Raw genomic sequence first — 25,691 nt, 5'->3', positions numbered from 1 at the left:
AAACCTCATGACGAACAACTGATCTCCAGATGCTTGCCCCAGTCCGGTGGGCGCTGGGCGTAGCCTTGCATGCCGGGTTGCTCGGTGAAGGGCGTGCAGAGCACCTGATGCAGGCGGCGAACTTCTTCGTAGTCACCCTTTTCAGCCGCTGCGATGGCATTCTGGGCCAGGTAGTTGCGCAAAATGTACAGCGGATTGACCGCGTGCATGCGCGCCTGACGGTCCTGCTCGGTGCCGCTTTCTTCAAGGGCGATACGCGCCTGATACTTCTCGGCCCAGCCGTCGAAGCCCTTGATGTCCACAAAGTCGTCACGCAAGGAGCGCAGTGCTTCGGCAGCAGGTTGATCGCCCAGGCGGCGGAAGAACAGAGTGTAATCCACGCCGCTGTTCTGCATCAGTTGCAGTAGCTGACTGATCAGTTTGTCGTCCTGTTCTTCGGCAACCGTCAGGCCCAGCCGGCGCCGCATCAGGTCCAGGTAGTGCGCCTGATACAGCGGCAAAAACAGGCCGATTGTCTCGCGCAATGCTTCCACACTCACAAATGGCGTCAATGCCTGCGCCAGCGCACTGAGGTTCCACTGAGCAATAGGCACTTGATTGCTGAAGGAGTAACGACCTTCGTGATCAGAGTGGTTGCAGATGAAGTGCTCATCGAAATCGTCCAGAAACGCAAACGGGCCGAAGTCGAAGGTAATGCCCAGAATCGACATGTTGTCGGTGTTCATGACACCGTGGCAAAAACCGTAAGCCTGCCACTTGGCAATCAGCTCGGCATTGCGCTCGACGATTTCCCGGAACATCGCCAGATACGGCTCAGGCTGCTCCTGACACTGCGGGTAATGCATGGTCAGCACATGTTCGGCCAGCGTCTTCAGGTGCTCGGGCTGTTTGGTGTAGAAAAAGTACTCAAGACTGCCAAAACGCACATGGCTCTGCGCCAGCCTCAACACCATAGCCGCGTGTTCCTGGGTCTCTCGCCAAACCGGCGTGCTGGAGCTGACCACACAAGCGGCGCGGCTGCTGGGAATGCCAAGCGCGTGCAGCGCTTCAGAGGCCAGAAACTCCCGAATCGACGAGCGCAGCACTGCGCGACCATCGCCCATCCGCGAATACGGCGTGCGGCCCGCGCCCTTGAGGTGCAGGTCCCAATGCTCACCTGCATCGTTGTAAACCTCACCAAGCAACAGGCCACGGCCATCACCCAGACGCGGGTTATAGGAGCCAAACTGGTGGCCTGAATAAACCATCGCCCGCGGTTCGGCTTCGGCCCACAGCTTGTGGCCGCTGAAGATTTCCGCGAACAGCGGCAGGTCAGCCTGTTCAGGGGCCAGGTCCAGCAGCGCCAGGGCGGACTGGCTGGCAACCACCAGACGCGGTGCGTCGATTGGCTCGGGCAGTACGTGGGTGGAAAACGCGTCGCCCAGGCGGGCAAAGCGGTTGTCGAAAATGAGTTCGTCGAGTGCTTTCACAGCGTTTCGCCTCCAGAGGAAAATGTCAGGCTTGCAACGGAACGGCGGCCTGTCGGGCTCGTCGGCGGTTTTCAACGATCAGAAACCGTAGACCCAGGCCATCAGCGGGAGTTCTGGCGATCAGGTATCGGCCCTGACTATCGGTTTCGGCTGCGCTCGTAAGCGGCCAGCACCGTACGCTCCGATTGCACCAGGTAATCCTCCAGCATGCGCATCGCCTCGTAGGGCTTGCCTGCATCGAGACAGCCGAGAACGGCGGCGTTCATGTCGAGGTACGGGGAGTGAAGCAGCTCGGGATTGTTGAGCAGCCCGAAGGCCAAGCGCAACTCTGCCGATATCTGCGCATAGAAGGCCACCAGTCGCGGGCTGTCGGACAGCTCGACGATGGCCTTGTGAAACATCATGTTAGCGGTGCCCACGGCAATCCAGTCACTGGCTTCACGCGCCTGCACGCCGGCCTCGACCGCATTGCGCATGTGCAGCACACCGGGATGCTGCGGATAAGCCTGGGAGATCGCCCGGCATTCGATAAAGCGCCGGATGCGATAGATATCGATGATCGAAGCGATATCAGGCTTGGCCACGGTCACGCCACGGTTGGGCTCATGAGTAAGCAACCCTTCGCGGGTCAGCATTCTGAAGGCTTCTCTCAAGGTGTTGCGAGAAATCTGCAGGCTCTCGGCCAGAGCCGCTTCCGAGAGGCGTTGACCGGGGACCAGCTCGCCCTCAACCAGCATCCTGCGAAGCTCTGCGGTGATTGATTCTCCAAGCGTACGAGGAAGGGCAGAAGCAGCATCGTTCATAAAGGGTCCAGAGAGAAAAAAGCCAGGTCGATATTCCACGACAGCGTATTGGCTGGCAAGGACGAAGGTCACCAGATGCTTCATCAGGTAGCACTCTTGAGTTCGTGCGTAACAATATGGTGCGAATGAGTGACCTAGGCTGATTAGATTGTTCAACAATATTATCGTTATGTATCTACAGGTTGCCTTGTTTGATTGAGCTTTGGCATGGTCATTGCTCTGGCAGATTACCCCCTACCTCAGGAATGCCGCCGTGACACAGACTGCCAATGAGTTCACCAAGGCGCGCCGCGCTTCTTTGATCGCTGCGATCTTCATGATGGCGACCTCTGCCATCGGCCCCGGCTTTCTGACCCAGACCGCTACCTTCACCGCGACCTTGGGGGCGGCATTTGCCTTCGGCATTCTGGCATCGATCCTGATCGACTTCGTGGTGCAACTGAACGTCTGGCGTATCGTCACTCTGACCAGAATGCGCACGGCCGATCTGGCCAATACGGCGATTCCGGGCAGCGGCTATCTGTTGGCGGTGCTGGTGATCTTTGGCGGGCTGGTGTTCAGCCTCGGCAACATTGCCGGCGCGGGCCTGGGCTTGAATGCGCTGACCGGCCTTGACCCCAGGTGGGGCGGTGCGTTGAGCGCGTTGATCGCCATCGCGATCTTCTCCTCCCATCGGGCAGGCATCGCGATGGATCGCATCATGATGGTGCTGGGCACCCTGAAAGTCGGCCTGATCCTGTTTGCCGCGTTTGCGTCACATCCTCCGCTGGGGGAAGCGCTGCGCCAGACCGTTCTGCCGGACCTGATCGATTTCGCGGCCATCACCACCATTGTCGGTGGCACCGTCGGCGGTTACATCACCTATGCTGGTGCGCATCGCTTGCTTGATCGCGGCACAGTCGGCGTCGAGAACATCGACGTGGTGTCCAGAGCTGCGCTGACCGGTATTCTGGTCACGGGGATTGTTCGTTACGTGTTGTTTCTGGCGATCCTTGGCGTGGTCGCCAGTGGTGTCGTCATCGATGTGTCCGGCAAGGGCGCAAACCCGGCAGCCCAGGCGTTTACCGCAGCTGCCGGCAACTTCGGTCTGATCATGTTTGGTCTGGTGCTCTGGGCCGCGGGTATCAGCAGCGTGATCGGCGCTTCCTATACATCGATGTCGTTCATCACGGTGTTTTCAAAACATATCACCGAACGCGGGCGCAACCTGGCCACGGTCGGCTTTATTCTGATTACCGTGGTCGTATACGTAATGTGGGGCAAACCACCGGCTGCGCTACTGGTGTTTGCCGGTGGCTTCAATGGCCTGATCCTGCCGCTGGGCCTGAGTATTTTCATGTACGTCGGCTGGCGCCGTTCCGACATGATGGACGGCTACCACTATCCACGCTGGTTGTTGGTGCTGGGCGTACTGACTTGCCTGCTGTCGTGGTACATGGCGTTCATGTCGGTAGGTCCTATCTTTGCCTTCATCAATGCAGCCTGATTTCGGAGAACAGCAAATGCCTGCGATAGACCTGAACAGTGACCTCGGCGAAAGCTTCGGCGCCTGGAGCATGGGCGACGACGAGGCCATTCTCGATGTGGTCAGCAGCGCCAATGTGGCGTGTGGCTTTCATGCCGGCGACCCGGCCGGAATCCTGCGCACCCTTGAAGCCGCTGCCGCACGCGGCGTCTCGGTCGGTGCTCACGTGGCGTATCCGGACCTGGTCGGGTTTGGCCGTCGCAACATGGACATTCCGACCGATCAGTTGATGGCCGATGTCATCTACCAGATCGGCGCATTGCAAGGCCTGGCCCGCAGCGCCGGAACAACCGTGAGTTACGTCAAACCCCACGGCGCGCTATACAACACCATTGCTGGCGATCAGCGTCAGGCAGCGGCGGTCATTCAGGCGTTGTTGCGCATTGACCCCACGCTGAAGCTGGTGTGCCTGGCCAATTCACCCTTGCTCGGCTGGGCGCGGGAGGCGGGCCTGTCTTGCGTCGCCGAAGCATTCGCCGACCGCGCCTATACCGTCGAAGGCACGCTGGTGTCCCGCTCGCGGCCCGGTGCCGTACTTCACGACGCCGGCCTGATCGCCGATCGCATGCTGCGCCTGGTGCGCGAAGGCATCATCGAAGCCGAGGACGGTAGCGAGATCAGCCTGCAAGCCGATTCGATCTGTGTACATGGCGACAGCCCCGGCGCGGTAAATATTGCCCGCATCCTGAAAGACCGCTTGCACGAAGCAGGCGTTACCGTCCGCGCATTCAGTCGAGGCTGATCATGAACAGCACACTGCAACACGCCCGCCAGGCGGCCATCGAAGCCCGTACCCGTTACCGCGAAGGGTTTGTCTCGCCGACTGCTGGTCAGGCGCCTGGGTTGACCCAATGCAACATGATCACACTGCCACGCGACTGGGCCTATGACTTTCTGCTGTTCGCTCAGCGCAACCCGCAAGCCTGCCCGGTGCTGGACGTGACCGAACCCGGCAGCTACACCACGTTACTTGCCGAACAGGCTGACTTGCGCACCGACCTGCCGCTGTATCGGGTCTGGCGCGATGGCCAATTGGCCGAAGAAATCAGCGACGCCCGCGAGATATGGGCTCAGCACAGTGATCTGGTCAGTTTTCTGATCGGTTGCAGCTTCACCTTCGAGACCGACCTGATGAACGCCGGGATCGATGTGCGACACATCAGCGAGGGCTGCAACGTGCCGATGTATCGCAGCAATCGTATCTGCAGGCCCGCCGGCCGCTTGCAGGGAAATATGGTGGTGTCGATGCGTCCCACCGCAGCAGACCGCGTTGCAGAAGCGGCCAGAATAACCGGACGCTATCCCGGAGTGCATGGCGCGCCAGTGCATGTCGGTGAGCCTGAACGGCTCGGCATCAGCGACCTTGCGCGTCCGGATTTCGGCGATGCGGTGACCATCAAACCTGGTGAGATTCCGGTGTTCTGGGCCTGTGGTGTAACGCCTCAAGCGGTGGTCATGGCATCCCGTGTGCCGTTTGCCATTTCCCACGCGCCGGGCCACATGTTCATTACCGATATTCCCGACAGCTACTACCACGTATAGGAGAGGCTCATGCGTTTCTACCCGGCCAACCTGGACGCGCTGCTGGTTGAACTGTCGAATCTGGACGAGACTCTTGCTCTGTTCGAGTCACTGCAGCAGCAGCCTGTCGCTGGCGTTGAGGAGATCGTCCCGGCGGCCCGGACACTGCTGGTGCATTTTCGTCCTTCTGCCATCGGTTTCAATGCGCTGGCGGCGCAGATTGCCTCACGTGACATCCGCGGCACCGCTCGCGAGCCCGGCAAGCTCATTGAAATACCCGTGCATTACAACGGCGAAGACCTGGCCGACGTCGCCCGCGAGCTGGATATCAGCATCGACGAAGTGATCAAGCGCCACACTGGCAGCGACTACAACGTTGCGTTCTGCGGCTTTGCGCCCGGTTTCGCATACCTGAGCGGCGGCGCGGGCTTCGTAGTGCCACGCCGCAGTACGCCACGTACCCGCATTCCGGCTGGCGCGGTGGCCTTGGCGGGTGGTTTCAGCGGTGTTTATCCACAGGCCAGCCCTGGTGGTTGGCAGATCATTGGTGTGACCCCATCGACGATGTGGGACCTGGGCCGGGACGAGCCAGCCTTGCTTCAGCCCGGTTATCGGGTGCGCTTTCAAGACGCGGGTCCTCTGCCCGTGGCCGGTGTTTCGGTGCCTGCGCCAGTCCATCGGCAGGTTTCAACGGTCACCGAAGACTATCTGCACATCGTCACGCCGGGCCTGCAAACCCTGTTTCAGGACCTGGGCCGTCCCGGTCAGGCCGGGCAGGGCGTTTCGGCTTCTGGCGCGCTGGACCGTGGCGCACTGCGTGCGGCCAATCGCGCGGTTGGCAATGATCCGGCAACTGCTTGCCTGGAAATTCTCATGGGCGGCCTGACGTTCACGTGTGAGGGCCAGACAGTTGTTGCGGTCACAGGTGCGCAACTCATCGTCGACGTGTTGACGGCCGATGGGCAAAAGTTGCAGCCGCCGCTTTATGCGCCATTTTCTTTGCAGAGCGGCGATCAGGTCAGCATCGGCTCGCCCAGTGCCGGGCTGCGCAGTTACCTGGCCGTTCGGGGCGGTTTTGTGCATGAACCAGTGCTCGGCAGCCTGTCTACGGACACGCTGGCGCAGGTTGGTCCCGCAGCGCTGGCAGCCGGTGATCGGCTGGGGTTCAAGCGCAAAACCGGCGGCCTTGCAGTATCGACTGCCGAGCAAACGGCCTTCGAGATGCCGCGTAATGATCAGATCATCACCCTGGATGTGGTCATGGGCCCGCGCAGCGACTGGTTCACCGCCGATGCCCAGCAACTGCTGGCGCAACAGACCTGGTTGGTGACGCCGCAATCCAACCGGATCGGCATCCGCCTGGCGGGCGAGCAGTCGCTGGAGCGTGCCGTCAGTGGCGAACTGCCCAGCGAAGGCACCACGGTTGGCGCCATTCAGGTGCCGCCCAGCGGCCAGCCAGTGCTGTTCCTGGCTGACCACCCGCTGACCGGCGGCTACCCGGTGATCGGCGCAGTTGCCACCTATCACCTCGATAAGGCCGGGCAGATTCCGGTCAATGCCCGCATTCGTTTCAACCCGCTGAGCGCCTTCGAGCCAGTGCGCCCCGCCACTTCAGACGAGACCGATAACAGATGAAAAAGGTTCTGATTGCCAACCGTGGCGAAATTGCCGTTCGTATTGCCCGAGCCTGCCGTGACTATGGCGTCGCCTCGGTGGCGGTGTATGCCGATGCCGATATCGACGCGCTGCATGTGCGTCAGGCCGATGAAGCCTATGGCCTGCAAGGCGAGCGCCCGACCGATACCTACCTGAATATCGAGAAACTGCTGGCCGTAGCAGCGCGCGCGGGTGCCGACGCGGTCCATCCAGGCTATGGCTTCCTCTCGGAACGCGCCGATTTTGCTCGGGCCGTTATCGACGCCGGTCTGACCTGGATCGGCCCTGACCCAGCCACCATCGATGCGCTGGGCGACAAGGTTCAGGCCCGTCGTATCGCGCTTAAAGTTGGTGCGCCGCTGGTGGCAGGCACCGAAAACCCGGTGAAAGATGCCTCTGAAGTGGTCGCGTTCGCCGAGCAGTACGGCCTGCCGATTGCCATCAAGGCAGCCTTTGGCGGTGGCGGTCGCGGCCTTAAAGTGGCCTGGAAGCTAGAAGAGGTTGCCGAACTGTACGAGTCCGCCGTGCGTGAAGCGGTTTCAGCGTTTGGCCGCGGCGAGTGTTTCGTCGAGCGCTTTCTGGACCGCCCTCGGCACATCGAAGCGCAGATCATCGCCGACCGCCACGGCCGGGTAGTCGTTGTCGGCACCCGTGATTGCTCGCTGCAACGCCGCAACCAGAAGCTGATCGAAGAAGCACCCGCGCCCTACCTGAATGACGACCTGCGCCAGCGCATCCATGATTCCGCACGAGCGGTGTGTGCCGAGGCTGGTTACGTCGGTGCCGGGACAGTCGAATTCCTGCTCAGCGGTGATGGCACCCTGTCGTTCCTGGAGGTCAACACCCGCTTGCAGGTGGAGCACCCGGTCACCGAAGAAACCAGCGGCATCGATTTGGTCATCGAGCAACTGCGCGTGGCCGACGGCCTGCCGCTGTCGTTCGACGGCACGCCTGTGCCACGCGGCCACAGCTTCGAATTTCGTATCAACGCCGAAGATGCAGGCAACGGTTTCCTGCCGACGCCGGGCACCATCGACGTGTTCCAGCCGCCGTCCGGACCGGGTGTGCGGCTGGACACCGGCGTGACAGCCGGCTCGCGAGTGTCACCCAACTTCGACTCGATGATCGCCAAACTGATCGTCACCGGAGCAACCCGTGAACAGGCCATCAGCCGCGCCCGTCGCGCTCTGGCCGAGTTCAAGGTAGAAGGCGTCGCCACCGTGCTGCCGTTTCATCGTGCCGTCATGGACCACGACGACTTCACCGCCGCCGACACCTTCGCCGTACACACTCGCTGGATCGAAACCGACTTCGCCGAACACGTCACTATCGCGCCGCGCAATGCCGCACCGGTCGACCCGGGCGTGCTGCGCACCTTCGTCGAAATCGACGGCAAACGGCATGAACTGGGCCTGCCTGCTGCGCTGCTACGTGGCATGAGCCTGAACTCTGCCGCACCGACGGATGCCAGTCAGCCAGCTACAGACGCCCCTGACCCGCACGCAGTGCTTACGCCAGTAGCCGGTAATCTGCATGCGTGGGCGGTCGAGGACGGAGCGACGGTAGAAGCCGGTCAGGTAATCGCGATCATGGAAGCCATGAAAATGGAGACATCGATACTGGCACCGTGTGCCGGGCAGTTGAAGGTGAGCAAGGAACCTGGCGAGTATCTGGAGGCAAAAGTGGTGATTGGGCGGGTTGAGGCCTGATGTAATCGCTGTTACGCACAACCGGGCTTTGTTGCCCGGTTGACGCGTGTCGGGTTGGTTGTCTCAGTCCAGCCGCAACTCAGGCGGCTCTGGCGCGTCCTTGGTGGCTGGTGCCACTTTGGTGTCTACCGGTTGCAGTGTTGTTTGCCCGGTAGGCGCGCTGTTCTTGTCGCCGGGTTCGGCTGGCACCAGTTTGTATTCCAGGCCTTGGGTGTTCTTGAGGTAGATCTCCATCTGGCGGAACGAGATGTTGATGTGCTGCTTCTTGAACTCGCGGTTGATGAAACGGTTGATCTCGTCAAGTACCGGGTTGCGGTCGCCCAGGTCGCGTACGTGCATGCGCAGTTCGTGGTCGAGAGTGCTTTCGCCGAAGTTCAGGAAGTAGACGATGGGCTCCGGGTCCTTGAGGACGCGAGGGTTTTCGCGGGCCGCTTGCAGCAGTAACGAACGCACCAGGTCCAGGTCAGAGCCATAGTCCACGCCCAGTTTGAGGGTCACGCGGGTTACGGTGTCGGTCAGCGACCAGTTGATGAGCTGGCCGGTGATGAAGGTCTTGTTCGGGACGATGATGTCCTTGCGGTCGAAATCGGTGATGGTCGTGGCGCGGATGCGGATCTTGCTGACCGTACCCGACAGGGCGCCGATGGTGATGGTGTCGCCGATCCGCACCGGTCGTTCGAAGAGGATCATGATCCCCGAAATGAAGTTGGCGAAGATTTCCTGCATGCCGAACCCCAGGCCTACCGACAGCGCTGCGACCAGCCACTGCAGTTTGTCCCAGCTCACGCCCAGCGTCGACAGGGTGGTCACGAAACCGATGCCGGCGATGGTGTAGGACAGCAGGGTAGTGGTGGCGTAGGCGCTGCCCTGTGCCAGGTTCATGCGGGACAGCACCAGCACTTCCAGCAGGCCAGGCAGGTTGCCCGCCAGCACGAAGGTGGTGACGATGATCACCCCGGCGCCGAGGAAGTCGCTGAGGCTGATTGGCACCATGCTCATGTTGGCGCCGGTGCCGCTGGTGTATTCGTAGAGGATGATGTTGTCCAGATAGGCGAATACCGTGATCAGCTCGGCCCAGACCAGATACAGCGCGCCGACGAAACCGGCCAGCAAGGCCAGGCGGATCAGGCGTAGCGACTGCTGGTTGACCTGTTCGATGTCCAGCTTCGGCTCTTCGACAGGGATATCGCTGTCGCCGTTTTCTCTGGCTGCCTGACGCTTGGCCAAGGCGCGCTGATAGGCCAGTCGCCGTGCCGCTACGCCAAGGCCACGGACGAAGGTGGCTTCGACCATCAGCCAGATCATCATCAGGTACAGCGTGTCGATCAGGCGGTCGCTGAGCTTGAGTGCGGTGTAGTAATAACCGAAGCACACCGCCAGAAACAGCGCGACGGGCAGTGCCGTGAATGCCACGCCAATCGCTTTGCGGAACAGTGAAGCATTGTGATGCGTCGGGCTTGAGATCAGCAGTCGGCCCAGCAGCCAGGTCATCAGCGCGTAGCAGGTCAGTACGACGCCGATACCCAGTACGTCGTCAGACAGCGCAGCAGGCTGGTGCTCGGCGACTGCTACGACGGCAACCAGCGCCAGCACCACCAGCCCCAGGCGACGAACCCAGCCGCGCAGGAACGCGACCTGCGCCGGTTCCCAGCGGAAATGCAGCTGCGCTACGCCGGAGGGTGCCAGTACGCGGTAGGCGGTGTAGAACACCAGCCAGGCCAAGGCGATTTGCAGCAGCGCTTCGCCCAGATTAGCGTTTTGTCCGCGCGCGTCGATCTGCAGGGCATAGCCGCACAGCGCCAGCCCCAATGCTACCGGCATGGCCAGCAGCACGTTGATCAACAGCGCCAGCGGGGTTTTCCACTGGCTGTCACGCTTGAAGTGACCGATGTCAGCGTGCAACCGGTTGAGCTTCTGATAAAGCGCCTTGCGTCTCCAAGTGAGCACACCGATCAGCAGCAACAGTGGTAGAAACAGCAGCGGCCGCTGCGTCAGGCCGTCCGACAGCTCGCTGAGGCTGGAAGTCCAGGGCAGGGTCGCGACCTGTTTTTCCAGACGTGGCCAGATGTTCTGAAACCACTCCAGGTCCAGCGGCTTGTTGCTGGGAATCCAGAACATCTGCTCGTCCAGCGTGGAGCGCAGGCCCTGAGCGGTACTGGTCAACTGCTTCTGGTTCAATTGCAGTGTGATGGATTCATTGAGCAACGCGCTAAGTTCGCGGTTCAAGCGCTCTAGCAGGTCACTGCGGGTGATGGCCAGGTCCAACAGGGTTCGGCGCAGTTGCGGGGTGACGTTTTCCGGCGCTTGCGTAGCCAGCAGGCGTTCTACGTACGCGCTCGGGGTGCTCATCTGCTCCCGCTTCTGGTTGATGTCGAACTGGTACAGGCGGATGTTGGCGATTTCGTCAGCCAGGCCAGTGTCCAGCTCCAGATGCGGCAGGGACTGCTTCTGTTTGTAGAGAATCTTCGACAGCAGCAGGCTGCCGCTCAAGACGTTGATCTGCTCGCTCAAGGCCTGATCGGTCTGAGTCAGGTTGTCGAGTTGCTGCTTGGTCTTGAGGTTTTGCTGGGTCAGTTCGTTGAGGCGATCTGTACCGCGCAGCAAGTAGTCGGAGAGCTTGAGGTTTTCAGAACTCTCGGTTGCCAGCAGGCTGCTGCCCCCGGATTTCTGCGCTTCCAGAGACAGGTCGGCCACGGTTTTCTGTGACTGGGCGCGGCGCTTGTCGTTGATCAGGGTTTGCAGGTCCTGAATTTCCTGCTCCTGACGCGCTACTTTCTCAGTCAGCAAATCATGCTGGCTATTGCCCAGATCCTGAAGCTGGCTGTTACCGGCCAGTTCCTGGCGGCGTAACAGGTTCAGAGCATTGATCGACGCCAGTTCTGCATTGAGCAGGTTGCGCTGGTCGGCGTTGATTGTCTTTCCATTGTCCTTGCCGCTTTTGAGGGTGGCGTTGATCTGCTGAATGCGTGTCTGATTGGCGCTGATCTCAGCCTGTGCCCGTTCCGGTCGCGTCTGCGCGGTGATGGCCAGACTGTTAGCGTCGTTGAGTTCGCTTTGCAAATCACTTTGCTGGGTGCTGCGCTGGCTGAGAAGCTGCTCCAGTTGCGGCACGTCGAGGCCGCCGTAGCGCTGGGCGACGGGCACCACTTTGCTTTCTTTCAGGCGGGCCAGTTCACGCTGGTTTTCCGAGGTCTGCTTGGGGGCCTGAGCCAGTTGTTGCTTGAGCGCTTCGAGTTTCTGCTCGCTGTCTTTCTTGCTGGCTAAAAACGCCAATGTCTGTTCGAGTACCTGCTGCAATGCCTTCTGATCGGCATCAGGCAGCTTGCGGTCGGCAATCTTGTCGAGACTTTGCTGCACAGCCTCGCTGGTCGGAGGGTCGGCGGCCAGCGCCGGGAAGGTGGACAGGCAAAGCGCAAACAGTGCGGCAGCACAAATGGAACGCAGGGAAAACATAGACACCGGTCGCATGATGATACGTGTGGGTTGGCAGTTTAAAGGAACAGACCGAGACCCGGGCGGGTTCCTTCGGGGAATTTGACGCCGACTTTCTGGATCTTGTTCCCGTCCATGACGGCAACAGTCCAAATAGTTCCATTCCATTCAATCTGGTCGCCAACCACCGGCTCGCCTCGGTTCTTCTGCACGATGAACTGACTGAGCGGCACATTGGGGTCAATGCCATCCAGTTTCAGACCATACAGCGCCGCGACTTCACCCAGTTGTGCGTCGCCTTCGAGCACGAAATCGCCGAAGAAGCGCAGATCCTGACCGCGCTGCGGCGCTTGACTGAAGAGTTTGCCCAACGCCGGAAGGTCATGCTCGTGGCCGATGACACACAGCAGATCACCCACTTCCAGCGTTGTGCTACCCGACGGGTGGAGCAGTTGCTGACCGCGGAACAGTGCGGCGATGCGCGTGCCTTCGGGCATTTTCAGTTCCCGCAGCGCGGCGCCGATGCACCATTTTTCGGCGCCAAGGCGGTAAACGAACAGCTCCCATTCGCTGGTGACGTGTACCTCCAGCGCTGCCCGGGAAACAGGGGCAGGGTCTGGCGGAACCGTGACTTTCAGCAGCTTGGCCATCCAGGGCAGGCTGGTACCCTGCAGCAACAGCGAGACCAAGACGATAAAGAACGCCAGGTTGAAATACAGCTGAGCGTTGGGCAGCCCGGCCATCAGCGGGAACACGGCCAGAATGATCGGCACCGCGCCGCGCAAGCCTACCCAGGCAATGAACGCTTTCTCGCGGCCATGAAATACCTTGAAGGGCAGCAGGCCGACCATCACCGACAGCGGCCGCGCGACGAGGATCATCCAGAGTGCGAGCCCCAAAGCCGGCAGGGCAATCGGGAGCAGGTCATGAGGCGTGACCAGCAGGCCCAGCACGAGAAACATGCCGATCTGCGCCAGCCAGGCCATGCCGTCGAGCATGTGCAGGATCCCGTGGCGGCTACGGATTGGCCGGTTGCCAAGTACCAGGCCGCACAGGTAGACCGCCAGAAAGCCGCTGCCGTGAATGGCGTTGGTCAGCGCGAAGATCGCCAGACCTCCGGCAATGACCAGGATCGGGTACAGACCTGCCGCCAGATTGATGCGATTGACCAGTTGCAACAGAATCCAGCCACCGCCAAGACCTATGACGCTGCCGATGCCGAATTCCTGAATCAGGTGCCCCAGAAGCCCCCAGTGCAGACCGGTCTGGCCACTGGCAATCATGCCGATCAGGGTCACGGTGAGAAACACCGCCATCGGGTCGTTACTGCCCGATTCGATTTCCAGGCTGGCGGTTACCCGCTCGTTCAGGCCTTTACCGCCAAGCAGCGAGAACACGGCTGCGGCATCTGTCGAACCGACTATGGCCCCGATCAGCAAGCCTTGAATGACGCTCAGGTTGAACAGCCAGGCGGCCATCATGCCGGTCAGGACGGTGGTAATGAGGACGCCGACAGTCGCCAGCGACAGGGCTGGCCAGAGCGCTACCCGGAAACTGGACACCCGCGTGCGCAGCCCGCCGTCGAGCAGAATAACCGCCAGCGCCAGGTTGCCGACCAGGTAGGCCGTTGCATAGTTGTCAAAGATAATCCCGCCGCCATCGACGCCTGCCACCATGCCCACTGCCAGGATGATGACCAGAATCGGGATGCCGAGACGCGACGAAAGAGAGCTGACCAGGATGCTTGCGGCTACCAGCAACGCGCCGATCAGGAACAGGCTGTTGATGGTGGTGGCGTCCAAGGGCGGTACTCCAAAGAAAACGAAACAAAAGCGGGAAGAGCGAAAACTGACCATGCAGTCCGCGTGCCAAGCGATTTAACCTGTTGAATTGCTTGGCTGTCAAAGTGCAATTTCACGCGGTTGCGGCAGACCGGCGCTCCAGAGCACACGGTTCGTTGCAACTCGGCGGCTGATACCGACTTGTACAGCGCAGGTCAGGCGCTTCTGGCGCTCAATTGTTCAGGCCTCAGCCATCAGAGGTTTTTCTATAGATAGTTAGTGCCACGTGCGCGCTATTGGATGATTACGTGCATGACTTCTCTCATACAGGAAGACGTCATGACATCCATACCTTCGAAAATACCTATGACTGATCAGCAACGGCTGCGCGAACGCGCGCGGCAGTTTGTGCTCGATTATCCCGACCTGCACGATCTTGCCTATGAAGCAGCCAGCAATATCATGCTTCAGCACACGAAAAGGGTGTTCAATCCTGACAGGGTGTACTGGCATCGTTTTGGCAGCGCGAGCAGCAGTCCGCGTACTTTTACCGGCTGGCAGCATTCCGGTAAGCCGGTGCAATCAATGACGTTGATCGAACTGCTCATGCAGCGCTTCGAAGCCCACGACCAAGAAGCCAGCGACGAGCTCTCCCTGTACGGCGGTTTTTACACCGATGGCCCGGATCATGGGGTTTTCGACGAGCGCAACGAGGTACCCATGCTGCCTCAGGACGTGCTCAAGGACATGTGGACGCTCGATTTCAGCGAGCAGTACACCCGCCGTATGGAGCGTTTCTGGAGCACGCACAGCGAGAATTTCTGCATATTTGCCAAAGCGCACTATCTGGTTGCAGCGGGTAATTGCCTGCGCAAAGGCCAGCTTTCGCCAGACGACTTCAAACACGTCACTCGCTTCGTGGTTACTGACCCCTTACAGCCTCTTACGTTGAAAGCCTTGCTGAAATCGCCTCCGGCAACGCTTGGCCTTTCGGTGCATACGCTGGATATCAATGGCATCGAGGCCCACGACATGCTGCGCATTGTTATCGCCGATGGTCGGGAGGTTATTTATTGGCCTGATGCCGAGCAGCCTTTTCGGGTGTTTGATAACGAACGCGCTTTGTACAACTGGCTCAAGGAGCAGTTCCTGAGCGAGCAGGCCGGCAAGGCGCTGACAGGCCATTTCCTGCGAGGCCAAGCGGCACTGATAAAAGACAGCGCCAGCTTTTCCAGTGGTGTGAGCGAGTTGCTCGCGCAGGACTGGCATGCCGATGTTCGACTTATCAACCTATCCCAGGCACCCATTGTGGGTGATCCGTTTATTTACCAGCGTGATATTGCGCGCCAGGCCATGAGCGCCGATGCGCGTCAACTGCTGACGTCCAATACCGATCTGCGCAAGCAGATGTGGATGGGATATCTAAGTGCGTTCATGCAGGTTTTTGGCGGACTTGCCCCATTGGGGTGGCCTGTTGCCCTGACACTGGTTGGCGCAAGCTTTGCCAACACCGGTTTGAACATCGATCAGGCGGTCAACGGCAAAACCCCGGCGCAACGCCGCGCTGGTGTGTTGGGGGCCATTATCAACACCCTTTATCTGCTTTTTAATCTGCCACTACTGATGTCCATTCGGGCCACGCCCGAGCCCACGCAATTAGTGCGTGCCGACGTTGTGTCACTGCCCGGTGAAGTTGTGCAGGGCAGCGTGCCTGTTGATCTGCTGGATAACATGGAAGGCAACCTGCTGCTGGACAGCCTCACGCCTTCAGCCGCGGAAGGCAGGTTTCGTAGTATTTACTCGCTGAGCAATGGCGAAACCTGGATCAAGCTTGGGCAACTGCCTTACCGCGTGATGTTCAATGAGCAAGAGCATTGCTGGTTTATCGTCAACCCTGACAATCCCTTTGCGTTCATCGGCGGCCAGCCTGTGCGCCTCGGTGCAGACGGGGAGTGGATGTTAATGAAACCACTCGGCTTGCAGGGCGGCTCGCCTATGGAGCCGCAGGTTCCGTCAACCGGCGCATTTGCCCCGGCAAGCAAACCTTACGTGGCAGTGCGTTCGACGTTTTGGGACAGGTACCTGCAAACGGACATCTTCAACGAACAGTACTATTCGGACAGCGCCCTGGCCCGGCAGAAACAGGCCATGGCGATCTGGGAACCCACCCCGGAGGATGTTTTGGAGTCTGACTCTTCGTCCGACGGCGATGAGGTGTACAAAGACCCGTGGCACGGAAAACACAGAGTATTCAGGCTGGGCGAGGACGAATATAGCGGCGCTAACATCAAGCTCTACACTCAGGAGGACGCGATGTTCAATCGATTCCTGCGTACAGGCAAGCGTGATGTCAATCATCAGGTCAGGTTCATTGAGCGGCTTGCCGATGACATCCATGTGGTGGGCTATAACAATGATGTCGAGTTGTATCGGGGCGGCAGTGGCGATCGCGGCACCTCGGGTGCGGTATTCCGCAGCGGGCAGATCAAGGTCGGTGATTTTCTGGTCAATACCGATATCACCTCGTTCAGTGAAAACCCCTATGTGGTTGGTGCTTTCGCCAGCAGTCGTGCCGGTGCTCCCACCAACGCGCTCATTGCGCCAGTAACGTTTGATGACACTTCGGTGGTGTTTGTATTGCCCAAGGGGCGGTATCTGAGGGCCACTCCGATTGCGCCGTTTTCAGCCTCGCCCGAGGAAGCCGAGTCGATATTTCTGCCTGGATGCTATTTTCAGATCGACAGCATCGAAGAAGTCGTCGGTGATTTTTACCGCATCATGAAAGTCCAGATGCAGGAGGTAGACCGCCCGGCTCAAGGGCTGACGCTTTACGATCTGCGCACGGGTGAACCCTTCAGCCGGGCGCAATATGCGCTCAAGCTGGGTGCAGACGCCAAGGTGCTGGTCGACCGGTTTTTTCCGCATGACCCACTGGCCAACCTGTTCAGCCCTCACTGAGCAAGTGCCAGCCGGGGTTTGATCAAAACCAGTTTTCGTGCATTGCCAGGCACGTGTCATCACGGTTTTCCAGTATTGTCAGCTCGTGATGGCAGCTCGGTACTTCCCATGTCAGGAAGTACCGAGCGGCTTGCAGCTTGCCCCTGTAAAAGTCGTTATCAGCCGCATTGCCTTTGCTCAAACCTTCCTCTGACCGGATGGCCTGTTCCAGCCATCGCCAGCCGACGATGGTGTGCCCGAATACCTTGAGGTACAGCGCCGAATTGGCGAGGGTGCTGGTGATTCTGCCCTGAGCCATATCGGTCAACAGGCCAAGGGTGACGGCCTGCAGACGTGCCACCAGATGTTCGAGAGGCTGGCGCAGTTCATCAATGGGGGCGTGTGCCTGGGCGCGTTCGCAGGTGCCGGAAATCAGACGCAACAACTGCTTGAGTCCGGTCCCGCCGTTTTGTGCCAGCTTGCGACCCAGCAGGTCCAGCGACTGAATCCCTTGCGTGCCCTCGTGGATCGGGTTAAGGCGGTTATCCCGGTAATACTGCTCGACCGGGTACTCGCGGGTATAGCCGTGACCGCCGAGCACTTGAATCGCCAGTTCATTGGCCTTGAGACAGAACTCCGATGGCCAGGATTTGACGACAGGGGTCAGCAGGTCGAGTAACTCGTGAGCCTGCTTGCGGACATCTTCTGTCTCGCCGGTCTGGGTATCGTCGAACAGCCGCGAGGCATACAGGCAGAGGTCAAAGGCGCCTTCCACATCGGCTTTCTGGGTCAATAGCATGCGCCGCACGTCAGCGTGCTGAATGATCGGGACAGGCTTGCTTTCCGGGCTTTTGCTGTCTGGCAAACGGCCCTGTGGGCGATCGCGGGCGTACTCAAGTGAATACAGATAACCCGAATAACCCAGCATCGCAGCGCCAAGGCCGACGCCAATGCGCGCTTCGTTCATCATCTGAAACATGTAACTCAGACCGTGATGCGCTTTTTCCACCAGATAGCCAACACACTCGCCGTTATCGCCGAAGTTGAGCGCTGTGGACGTGGTGCCTTTCCAGCCCATCTTGTGAAACAGCCCGGCCAGCAGCACATCGTTGCGTTTACCCAGGCTGCCATCTTCGTTGACCATAAATTTTGGCACGATGAACAGCGAGATGCCTTTGACCCCGCCAGGCGCATCCGGCAGTTTCGCCAGAACCATGTGTACGATGTTCTCGGATAGCGAATGATCGCCTCCGGAAATGAAGATCTTGTTGCCGCGCAGTCTATACGTACCGTCCGCTGCGGGTTCTGCACGTGTGCGTATGTCAGACAAGGACGAACCTGCATGGGGTTCAGTCAGCGCCATGGTGCCGAAAAAACGACCCTCGATCATAGGCTGCAGAAAGCGCTGCTTCTGCTCGTCGCTACCAAAGCTTTCGATCAGATTGGCCGCGCCCATCGTCAGGAACGGGTATGAGGTGGTCCCGACATTGGCTGCCTGAAAGTGCGCGAAACACGCTTGGGAGAGCAAGGTAGGCAACTGCATGCCGCCCGCTTCGAAATTACGCGATGCGTTGAGAAAGCCGGCTTCAAGGAACGCGTCTACTGCCGGCTTGACCTCTGGAATCAGAATGGCCTCTCCGTTTTCGTAGCGCGGTTCGTTCTCGTCAGCCTTACGATTGTGCGGCGCGAAGTATTTTTCCGCGATGGTACGCGCGGTTCCCAGCGCAGCATCGAAGGTTTCTCGCGAATGTTCGGCAAACCGCTCACGCCGGATCAGCCCCTCGGCGTCCAGCACTTCGTACAGCTCGAAAGCCAGGTTTCGGGAGCTGAGCAGCGACTCGGACATGATGGCGTACCTATTATTGGAATAGGCTCAGTCTAGGACGCGTTGTGCGTTGGCGGTAGCAAGATTGATTTGGATGATAGGTGCTCTTTCGAACAGCCATCGTTGCCACGCTGGAGCGCGGCAACGAGATAGCGTGTTGTATCACCCGATCGTCATCAAGCTCGCATTGCCGCCAGCCGCCGCCGTGTTGACGCTCAGTGCGCGTTCTATTACCAGACGCTCCAGTGGAACACTGGTTTCGCCGTGGGACAGGCCGTTGACGCCGACTATCGCGCCGTTGCGCCGCGCGATCTGCTGGCAGATAGCGCGTAGCTGGTCCGAGTCGCCGTGGTGCAGGACGGCGTCGATGGTGACTTCATCCTTTTTCCAGTCCGGGACCAGTTTGATACGTGCCTGCACCTCTTTGGGCAGGCGCGCGCGCAGTGGTTTGCCGATATCGGTGTCCGGCCAGACGGCCGAACCACCGACAGCCAGAACGGCCGCCAGTTGAATCAGCAGGTCGGCTTCGTCATCGGCCAGGCACAAGATGTGCTCGCGTGGCAGGATCGCATAGCTGTTGCGCTCGCCGGTAGGGCCTGCCAACTGGCGGGTAATGCCGCTTTGTGACTGCTCGGCGTACTGGTTGCACAGCGCATCCAGTTCGGCGTTTTGACTGCTGGCGGCCCATGCTTTCAATGCCTGCAGCGGTTTGCTCATCACCTCGCGCAGACGGGTATCCGGAGCGACCAGCGCGTCGCCACGCTCGAACGATTTCTCGATAGCATCGTGAGGTCGTGTCGACAGCAGGCGATAAAGATACAGCGGACCACCGGCTTTTGGGCCTGTGCCGGACAAACCTTCGCCGCCAAACGGTTGAACACCCACCACGGCACCAACAATGTTGCGGTTGACGTAGACGTTACCGGCATTGACGTTGTCGATGACCTTGGCGATGGTTTCGTCGATGCGGGTGTGTACGCCGAGTGTCAGGCCATAGCCGGACGCATTGATCTGGCCGATCAACTGGTCCAGCGCCTTACGCTTGTAGCGCACCACGTGCAGCACCGGGCCGAATATTTCGCGTTGCAGCTCATCGAAGCTTTCCAGCTCGATAAGGGTAGGCATCACATAGGTGCCGCGCTTGAGTTCGGCACTGTCGGCCATGGCCACCTGGTAAACCGTGCGGCCTTTGTCGCGCATGGCCTGGATGTGTTTCTCGATCCCGGCCTTGGCCTCGGCATCGATGACCGGGCCGATGTCCACGGACAGGCGCTCCGGGTTGCCCAAGCGGCTTTCGGCCATTGCGCCCTTGAGCATTTCGATGACGCGGTCGGCGGAGTCTTCCTGCAGACACAGCACGCGCAGTGCCGAGCAGCGTTGGCCGGCGCTGTCGAACGCCGAAGACACTACGTCGATCACCACCTGCTCGGTCAGCGCCGAAGAGTCGACGATCATCGCGTTCTGGCCACCGGTTTCGGCGATCAACGGGACAGGACGGCCCTGAGAATCCAGACGACCTGCGACATTGCGTTGCAGCAGGCGGGCGACCTCGGTGGAACCGGTGAACATCACGCCCTTGATGCGCTCATCACCCACCAGCCCGGCACCTACGGTTTCGCCACGGCCTGGCAGCAGTTGCAGCACGCCTTCCGGAATTCCTGCCTCAAGCAACAGGCGCACGGCCTGAGCGGCGATCAACGGCGTCTGCTCGGCAGGCTTGGCCAGCACCGGGTTGCCAGCGGCGAGTGCGGCGGCAACCTGCCCACTGAAAATCGCCAGCGGGAAGTTCCAGGGGCTGATGCACACCACAGGTCCCAGAGGGCGGTGGCTGTCGTTGGTAAAATCATTTCGTGCCTGCACAGCGTAGTAGCGCAGGAAATCCACCGCTTCTCGCACTTCTGCGATGGCGTTGGCGAACGTTTTGCCTGCTTCCCGGACCAGCAAGCCCATCAGCGGCTGGATTTCGGCTTCCATAAGATCGGCAGCACGCTCCAGAATTGCAGCTCGCTCGGCAGGCGGTGTGGCCTGCCAGATCGGGCCGGCGCTCAAGGCGCACTGAATGGCGTTATCCACGTCTTGCAGGGAGGCTTCCTGCACATGACCCACCACATCACGCAGGTCCGAAGGGTTCAATGCAGCGGTCAGGCTGCCTGCACCTGCCGGGCAACCGAGCATCGGCGCGGCTTTCCAGTCGTTGTGTGCGGTAGCCAGCAGTGCCGAGGACAGCGAAGCCAGACGATGTTCGTTGGCCATGTCGATGCCGCTGGAGTTGGCGCGTTCTGAGCCATAAAGGTCACGCGGCAGCGGAATGCGCGGGTGCGGCAGGCCGAAACCGCCTTCCTGCGTGGCCATGCGCTCGATCTGGCTGACCGGGTCGGCCACCAGTTCCTGAATGGAGATAGAGTGGTCGGCAATCCGGTTGACGAATGAGGTGTTGGCGCCGTTTTCCAGCAGGCGGCGGACCAGATACGCCAGCAGCGTTTCGTGGGTGCCGACCGGTGCGTACACGCGGCATGGACGGTTCAGCTTGCCATCGGCCACTTTGCCTACGACTTGCTCGTAAAGCGGTTCGCCCATGCCGTGCAGGCACTGGAACTCATACTGGCCGGGGTAGTAGTTCTGACCGGCAATCTGGTAGATGGCCGCCAGAGTGTGGGCGTTGTGCGTGGCGAATTGCGGATAGATGACTTCCGGTGCCGCCAGCAACTTGCGGGCGCAAGCGATGTACGACACGTCGGTGTACACCTTGCGGGTGTACACCGGGTAGCCTTCCAGGCCTTCGACCTGTGCGCGTTTGATCTCGCTGTCCCAGTAGGCGCCTTTTACCAGACGTATCATCAGGCGATGACGACTGCGACGTGCAAGGTCGATCACGTAGTCAATCACATACGGGCAGCGCTTCTGATAAGCCTGAATCACGAAGCCGATGCCATTCCAGCCAGTCAGCTGCGGTTCGAAGCACAGGCGTTCGAGCAGGTCCAGCGACAGCTCCAGGCGGTCGGCTTCTTCGGCGTCGATGTTCAGGCCGATATCATATTGTTTGGCCAGCAAGGTGAGCGCCAGCAGGCGCGGATATAGCTCTTCCATCACGCGCTCGTATTGAGCGCGGCTGTAGCGCGGGTGCAGCGCCGACAGTTTGATGGAAATGCCCGGGCCTTCGTAGATGCCGCGGCCATGGGACGCTTTGCCTATCGAGTGAATGGCCTGCTCGTAGGACGCCAGATATTTCTGGGCGTCGTGTTCGGTCAATGCTGCTTCACCCAGCATGTCATAGGAGTAGCGGAAGCCCTTGGCTTCAAAGCGGCTGGCGTTGGCCAGGGCTTCACCGATGGTTTCGCCGGTGACGAACTGCTCGCCCATAAGGCGCATGGCCATGTCGACGCCCTTGCGGATCATCGGCTCGCCGCTTCTGCCAATGATGCGGCTCAGCGAAGAGGTAAGGCCTGCTTCGTTGTGTGTCGCGACCAGCTTGCCGGTCAGCAACAGGCCCCAGGTTGCCGCGTTGACGAACAGTGACGGGCTGTTGCCGAGGTGTGGCTGCCAGTTACCGTTGCTGATCTTGTCGCGTATCAAGGCATCACGCGTGCCCTTGTCCGGGATGCGCAGCAGCGCCTCGGCCAGACACATCAGGGCAACGCCTTCCTGAGACGAAAGCGAAAACTCCTGCAGCAGACCCTGAACAATACCGGCACGACCGCCGGCGCTTTTCTGATTGCGGAGTTTCTCGGCAATCGATGCAGCCATCTTGTTGGTGGCTTCTGCAACAGGCGCCGTCAGGCGAGCCTGCTCAAGCAGCATGGGCACCACTTCGGGTTCGGGGCGTCGGTAGGCCGAGGTAATAGCGGCGCGGAGCACTGATTGCGGCTGGATGCTTTCGGCAAAATCCAGGAAGCATTGCAGGCCGGTGTCTTCCGCCAGCTCGCCACGGTCATCGCTGTCCTTGCCTGTCGAGCCATCGAGCTCCAGCAAGGTTGCACCACTCTCCAGCTTTTCCAGGTAATTGAAGATCGCCTGCTTGATCAACCAGTGCGGTGTACGGTCGATGGACTGCGCGGCAGCTTTCAATCGCTCGCGGGTAGGGTCGTCGAGTTTGACGCCAAGAGTGGTGGTGGCCATATGTTGTCCTCTTTATAGCCACTCGAATGTGGCATCGGCTTTGGCGCAGGTTAGCGCTGGAGTCGGCGAGGTGCAACCGAGTGCAACCCTGTTTGGAGAATATTTTGTGACATTCACAGGGAACGGTCAGTGAAATGATCCCTGCGCTCAATGCTGGTGCGCGTTTTTTCGTGTATTGCGTCGAAAACGCCCTAAAATAGGGCGAAAAATCGCCCTGACCTGTTTTTTTGTAACAGGTGCAACTTGTGCGATGAAATGGGTTGCACCTTGTCTGCTTTGTTTCATAGCATCCATCCCTCGGTGCAACCGTGACTGTCATTCCGCAGGGGATCAGTCAGCGCGGTGTCGGGTGCACAGGTGAATATCGCCGGTTCGGTGATTCACGGGTGCATCAGGTGCCAACATAAAAACAATGCCAAGGCAGAACTCATGAGTGTCAGCAACCCTACCTTGATCACGTTCGTGATCTACATCGCGGCAATGGTACTGATCGGCCTGATGGCCTATCGCTCGACCAACAACCTTTCGGATTACATTCTTGGCGGACGCAGCCTGGGCAGTGTGGTCACTGCACTGTCGGCGGGTGCTTCGGACATGAGCGGCTGGCTGCTGATGGGGCTGCCGGGCGCCATCTACATGTCGGGTCTGTCGGAGAGCTGGATCGCCATCGGCCTGATCGTCGGTGCTTATCTCAACTGGCTGTTCGTGGCGGGGCGTCTGCGTGTTCAGACCGAGCACAATGGCGATGCATTGACGTTGCCGGACTATTTCAGCAGTCGTTTCGAGGACAGCAGCGGGCTGCTGCGCATCATTTCCGCCATTGTGATTCTGGTGTTTTTCACCATCTATTGCGCTTCCGGCATCGTTGCCGGTGCGCGCCTGTTTGAAAGCACCTTCGGCATGCCCTACGAAACCGCTCTTTGGGCCGGCGCCGCAGCGACCATCGCCTACACGTTTGTCGGTGGCTTCCTGGCTGTCAGCTGGACAGACACTGTGCAGGCCACGCTAATGATCTTCGCGCTGATCCTTACGCCGATCATCGTGCTGCTGGCGACAGGCGGGGTCGATGCGACGTTCCTGGCGATTGAAGCGAAAGATCCGACCAGCTTCGACATGTTCAAGAACACTACTTTCATCGGCATCATTTCACTGCTGGGCTGGGGGCTGGGCTATTTCGGTCAACCGCATATTCTGGCGCGCTTCATGGCGGCGGATTCGGTCAAATCGATTGCCAACGCCCGTCGCATCTCCATGGCCTGGATGATTCTCTGCCTGGGCGGTACCGTGGCGGTCGGCTTCTTCGGGATCGCCTATTTCTCTGCCAACCCGGATGTGGCCGGCCCGGTGGTCGAAAACCCCGAGCGGGTGTTCATCGAGCTGGCCAAACTGCTGTTCAATCCTTGGGTTGCCGGCGTGCTGCTCTCGGCGATTCTGGCTGCTGTCATGAGCACGTTGAGCTGTCAGTTGCTAGTGTGTTCCAGCGCACTCACCGAAGACTTCTACAAGGCTTATCTGCGCAAGGACGCTTCCCAGGTCGAACTGGTCTGGGTCGGTCGCGCAATGGTGCTGCTGATTGCGATCATCGCCATTCTGCTGGCGGCCAACCCTGAGAACCGTGTGCTGGGTCTGGTGAGCTACGCCTGGGCCGGTTTCGGTGCGGCATTCGGCCCTGTGGTGCTGATTTCGGTACTGTGGAAAGGCATGACGCGCAACGGCGCTCTGGCTGGCGTGGTTGTCGGTGCGGTGACCGTGGTGCTGTGGAAGCAGTTCAGCACGATGGGGCTGTATGAAATCATCCCCGGTTTCATTCTCGCCAGCATCGCGATCGTGGTGTTCAGCCTGATCGGCAAGCCAGCATCGGCTTCGATGCAGGCGCGTTTCCTCGCGGCTGAGCAGGACTTCAAAGCTAACCGCTAACAGCAAACGCCTGAAACAAAAACGGCCCGCCTTTCAATGAAAGTGCGGGCCGTTCTGGTTATGCCTGGAAGCTGAAAAGCTCAGCTTTTATTGTGATCGATGTCCAGGTTGTAGAACGTGGCCTTGCCACCTTCCGAGGTGTAGCCCGTATTGTCCTGGGTGTACACGCCCGCTTTGAAGTAAAGCGGCTTGTCACGCCAGGTCTTGCTGATCCGTTTGCTCCAGTCGGTACCGTTGACGGAGACAGTCAATTTACCGCCCTTGGTCAGGTTAATCGCGTAGTTGAATGTCTCATTCAGCTTCACACCTTCTACTATCTTATAGACCTTGCTGTCGTCGTCATCGTAACGGTTGCGAACTTTGGCAACGATGTCACCGGTCTTGGTGTCTTCATCGTACTGGTATTCGACTTTCAGAAGAGGCTCGGTGCTTTCATAGGCGTGGATCTGGCCGATCACGACCTTGCCTGTCGACGGTACCTGATCCACTTCCAGTTTGGCATTCAGGTGGTTGTCTGCGTCTGGATAGACCCAGTTGTGCAGTGATCCGTCGGCCCAGGTTTCTCGTAGTTCGCTACGCGAGTATTTGGCGTTGTCGGTCTTGGTGCCAGTCACCGGCGACCAGAACACGATGGAATCAGACTTCGACTGGAAGTATTTCCCGTCGTAGCCCTTTACCAGTTGAGAGGTTTCGATGGTCTTGGGGGGTGTCTCCACCGGGATGCTGAGGTTCCACGATCCAAGATCTACCATTTTTTATCCGTCCATAAATACGTTTTGCCAGCGAATGGGTCTCTGGTCTGTAGGGAAAGGTTTGGGGGGAGGGTTTTATACGTCTTGTAAGACAATTTGTTAATGGAAAATTGTCGAACGAATGACGTCAAAGTGCTGTCACTTTTTCTGCAGGGCAGGGATTTCAAGGGCTGTAGAGAATGACCGTTAGTCGGTTAGATCGAACTTTGATGGTTGGGAAGAGGTGCCTTGCTTCTGCTTTTGGCGAG

Annotated in this window: 14 protein-coding genes; 7 read left to right on the top strand and 7 right to left on the bottom strand. The window is 59.5% G+C overall.

Features of this window, described 5'->3' with window-relative positions:
* Window positions 1-5 precede the first annotated feature (5 nt).
* Window positions 6-1,469, bottom strand: coding sequence for a protein adenylyltransferase SelO (gene selO / locus I9H09_RS21855; protein ID WP_054997491.1), 1,464 nt, complete (start codon window positions 1,467-1,469; stop codon window positions 6-8).
* A 137-nt stretch (window positions 1,470-1,606) separates the two neighbouring features.
* Window positions 1,607-2,272: a GntR family transcriptional regulator gene (locus I9H09_RS21850; protein ID WP_122312962.1), complete on the bottom strand. Its 666-nt coding sequence runs from the start codon at window positions 2,270-2,272 to the stop codon at window positions 1,607-1,609.
* Between the two features lie 253 nt (window positions 2,273-2,525).
* On the opposite strand from I9H09_RS21850, the gene I9H09_RS21845 reads away from it, so the two are divergent.
* Genes I9H09_RS21845 through I9H09_RS21825 form a run of 5 tightly spaced genes read left to right on the top strand, consistent with a single transcriptional unit; the run spans window position 2,526 to window position 8,683 of the window.
* The gene (locus I9H09_RS21845; RefSeq protein WP_122347229.1) at window positions 2,526-3,758 is read left to right on the top strand and encodes an NRAMP family divalent metal transporter; all 1,233 of its coding nucleotides are present in this window, start codon (window positions 2,526-2,528) and stop codon (window positions 3,756-3,758) included.
* 16 nt (window positions 3,759-3,774) lie between these two features.
* Window positions 3,775-4,539, top strand: coding sequence for a LamB/YcsF family protein (locus I9H09_RS21840; RefSeq protein ID WP_024668627.1), 765 nt, complete (start codon window positions 3,775-3,777; stop codon window positions 4,537-4,539).
* 2 nt (window positions 4,540-4,541) lie between these two features.
* On the top strand, window positions 4,542-5,339 hold the full coding sequence (locus tag I9H09_RS21835) for a putative hydro-lyase (RefSeq protein ID WP_122347230.1): 798 nt from the start codon (window positions 4,542-4,544) through the stop codon (window positions 5,337-5,339).
* A gap of 9 nt (window positions 5,340-5,348) precedes the next feature.
* On the top strand, window positions 5,349-6,953 hold the full coding sequence (locus tag I9H09_RS21830) for a 5-oxoprolinase subunit B/C family protein (protein ID WP_122312952.1): 1,605 nt from the start codon (window positions 5,349-5,351) through the stop codon (window positions 6,951-6,953).
* Window positions 6,950-8,683 carry an acetyl/propionyl/methylcrotonyl-CoA carboxylase subunit alpha gene (locus I9H09_RS21825; protein WP_122347231.1) on the top strand — a complete coding sequence of 578 codons (1,734 nt, stop codon included), beginning with the start codon at window positions 6,950-6,952 and terminating at the stop codon, window positions 8,681-8,683. Before I9H09_RS21830 ends, I9H09_RS21825 begins: the two co-directional genes overlap by 4 nt.
* Before the next feature lie 63 nt (window positions 8,684-8,746).
* Here the strand turns inward: I9H09_RS21825 and mscK are convergent, their stop codons facing one another.
* Together mscK and I9H09_RS21815 are read right to left on the bottom strand one after the other, a co-directional pair.
* The gene (gene mscK, locus I9H09_RS21820) at window positions 8,747-12,136 is read right to left on the bottom strand and encodes a mechanosensitive channel MscK (RefSeq protein WP_005888379.1); all 3,390 of its coding nucleotides are present in this window, start codon (window positions 12,134-12,136) and stop codon (window positions 8,747-8,749) included.
* 38 nt (window positions 12,137-12,174) lie between these two features.
* The gene (locus I9H09_RS21815; protein WP_122323542.1) at window positions 12,175-13,917 is read right to left on the bottom strand and encodes a potassium/proton antiporter; all 1,743 of its coding nucleotides are present in this window, start codon (window positions 13,915-13,917) and stop codon (window positions 12,175-12,177) included.
* Between the two features lie 318 nt (window positions 13,918-14,235).
* Between I9H09_RS21815 and I9H09_RS21810 the strand changes: the two genes are divergently transcribed.
* Window positions 14,236-16,854 carry a dermonecrotic toxin domain-containing protein gene (locus tag I9H09_RS21810; RefSeq protein WP_183142456.1) on the top strand — a complete coding sequence of 873 codons (2,619 nt, stop codon included), beginning with the start codon at window positions 14,236-14,238 and terminating at the stop codon, window positions 16,852-16,854.
* Between the two features lie 22 nt (window positions 16,855-16,876).
* Here I9H09_RS21810 and I9H09_RS21805 read toward each other — a convergent pair whose 3' ends face one another.
* Window positions 16,877-18,679 (bottom strand): acyl-CoA dehydrogenase, encoded by a 1,803-nt coding sequence (locus tag I9H09_RS21805; protein ID WP_122347233.1) that lies wholly within the window; start codon window positions 18,677-18,679, stop codon window positions 16,877-16,879.
* 141 nt (window positions 18,680-18,820) lie between these two features.
* Complete coding sequence (putA, locus tag I9H09_RS21800; protein ID WP_122347234.1) at window positions 18,821-22,774, bottom strand: trifunctional transcriptional regulator/proline dehydrogenase/L-glutamate gamma-semialdehyde dehydrogenase; 3,954 nt, start codon at window positions 22,772-22,774, stop codon at window positions 18,821-18,823.
* Between the two features lie 429 nt (window positions 22,775-23,203).
* Between putA and putP the strand changes: the two genes are divergently transcribed.
* Window positions 23,204-24,691, top strand: a complete 1,488-nt coding sequence (gene putP, locus I9H09_RS21795) for a sodium/proline symporter PutP (protein ID WP_053931600.1) — start codon at window positions 23,204-23,206, stop codon at window positions 24,689-24,691.
* Between the two features lie 80 nt (window positions 24,692-24,771).
* On the opposite strand, the gene I9H09_RS21790 is transcribed toward putP, so the two are convergent.
* Window positions 24,772-25,443, bottom strand: coding sequence for a polysaccharide lyase family 7 protein (locus tag I9H09_RS21790; protein ID WP_005888391.1), 672 nt, complete (start codon window positions 25,441-25,443; stop codon window positions 24,772-24,774).
* Window positions 25,444-25,691 lie beyond the last annotated feature (248 nt).

Source organism: Pseudomonas tremae, assembly GCF_023278125.1.
Lineage (GTDB): Bacteria > Pseudomonadota > Gammaproteobacteria > Pseudomonadales > Pseudomonadaceae > Aquipseudomonas > Aquipseudomonas tremae.
The sequence above is the reverse complement of the archived record's forward strand: the minus strand, read 5'-3'. Positions and strand labels throughout refer to the sequence as shown.

Excerpts from the sequence above, each read along its gene's own strand:
- I9H09_RS21850 (WP_122312962.1), bottom strand. The coding sequence starts at position 2,272 with ATGAACGATGCTGCTTCTGCCCTTCCTCGTACGCTTGGAGAATCAATC.
- I9H09_RS21840 (WP_024668627.1), top strand. The coding sequence starts at position 3,775 with ATGCCTGCGATAGACCTGAACAGTGACCTCGGCGAAAGCTTCGGCGCC.
- I9H09_RS21835 (WP_122347230.1), top strand. The coding sequence starts at position 4,542 with ATGAACAGCACACTGCAACACGCCCGCCAGGCGGCCATCGAAGCCCGT.
- I9H09_RS21830 (WP_122312952.1), top strand. The coding sequence starts at position 5,349 with ATGCGTTTCTACCCGGCCAACCTGGACGCGCTGCTGGTTGAACTGTCG.
- I9H09_RS21825 (WP_122347231.1), top strand. The coding sequence starts at position 6,950 with ATGAAAAAGGTTCTGATTGCCAACCGTGGCGAAATTGCCGTTCGTATT.
- mscK (WP_005888379.1), bottom strand. The coding sequence starts at position 12,136 with ATGTTTTCCCTGCGTTCCATTTGTGCTGCCGCACTGTTTGCGCTTTGC.
- I9H09_RS21810 (WP_183142456.1), top strand. The coding sequence starts at position 14,236 with ATGACATCCATACCTTCGAAAATACCTATGACTGATCAGCAACGGCTG.
- I9H09_RS21805 (WP_122347233.1), bottom strand. The coding sequence starts at position 18,679 with ATGTCCGAGTCGCTGCTCAGCTCCCGAAACCTGGCTTTCGAGCTGTAC.
- putA (WP_122347234.1), bottom strand. The coding sequence starts at position 22,774 with ATGGCCACCACCACTCTTGGCGTCAAACTCGACGACCCTACCCGCGAG.
- putP (WP_053931600.1), top strand. The coding sequence starts at position 23,204 with ATGAGTGTCAGCAACCCTACCTTGATCACGTTCGTGATCTACATCGCG.
- I9H09_RS21790 (WP_005888391.1), bottom strand. The coding sequence starts at position 25,443 with ATGGTAGATCTTGGATCGTGGAACCTCAGCATCCCGGTGGAGACACCC.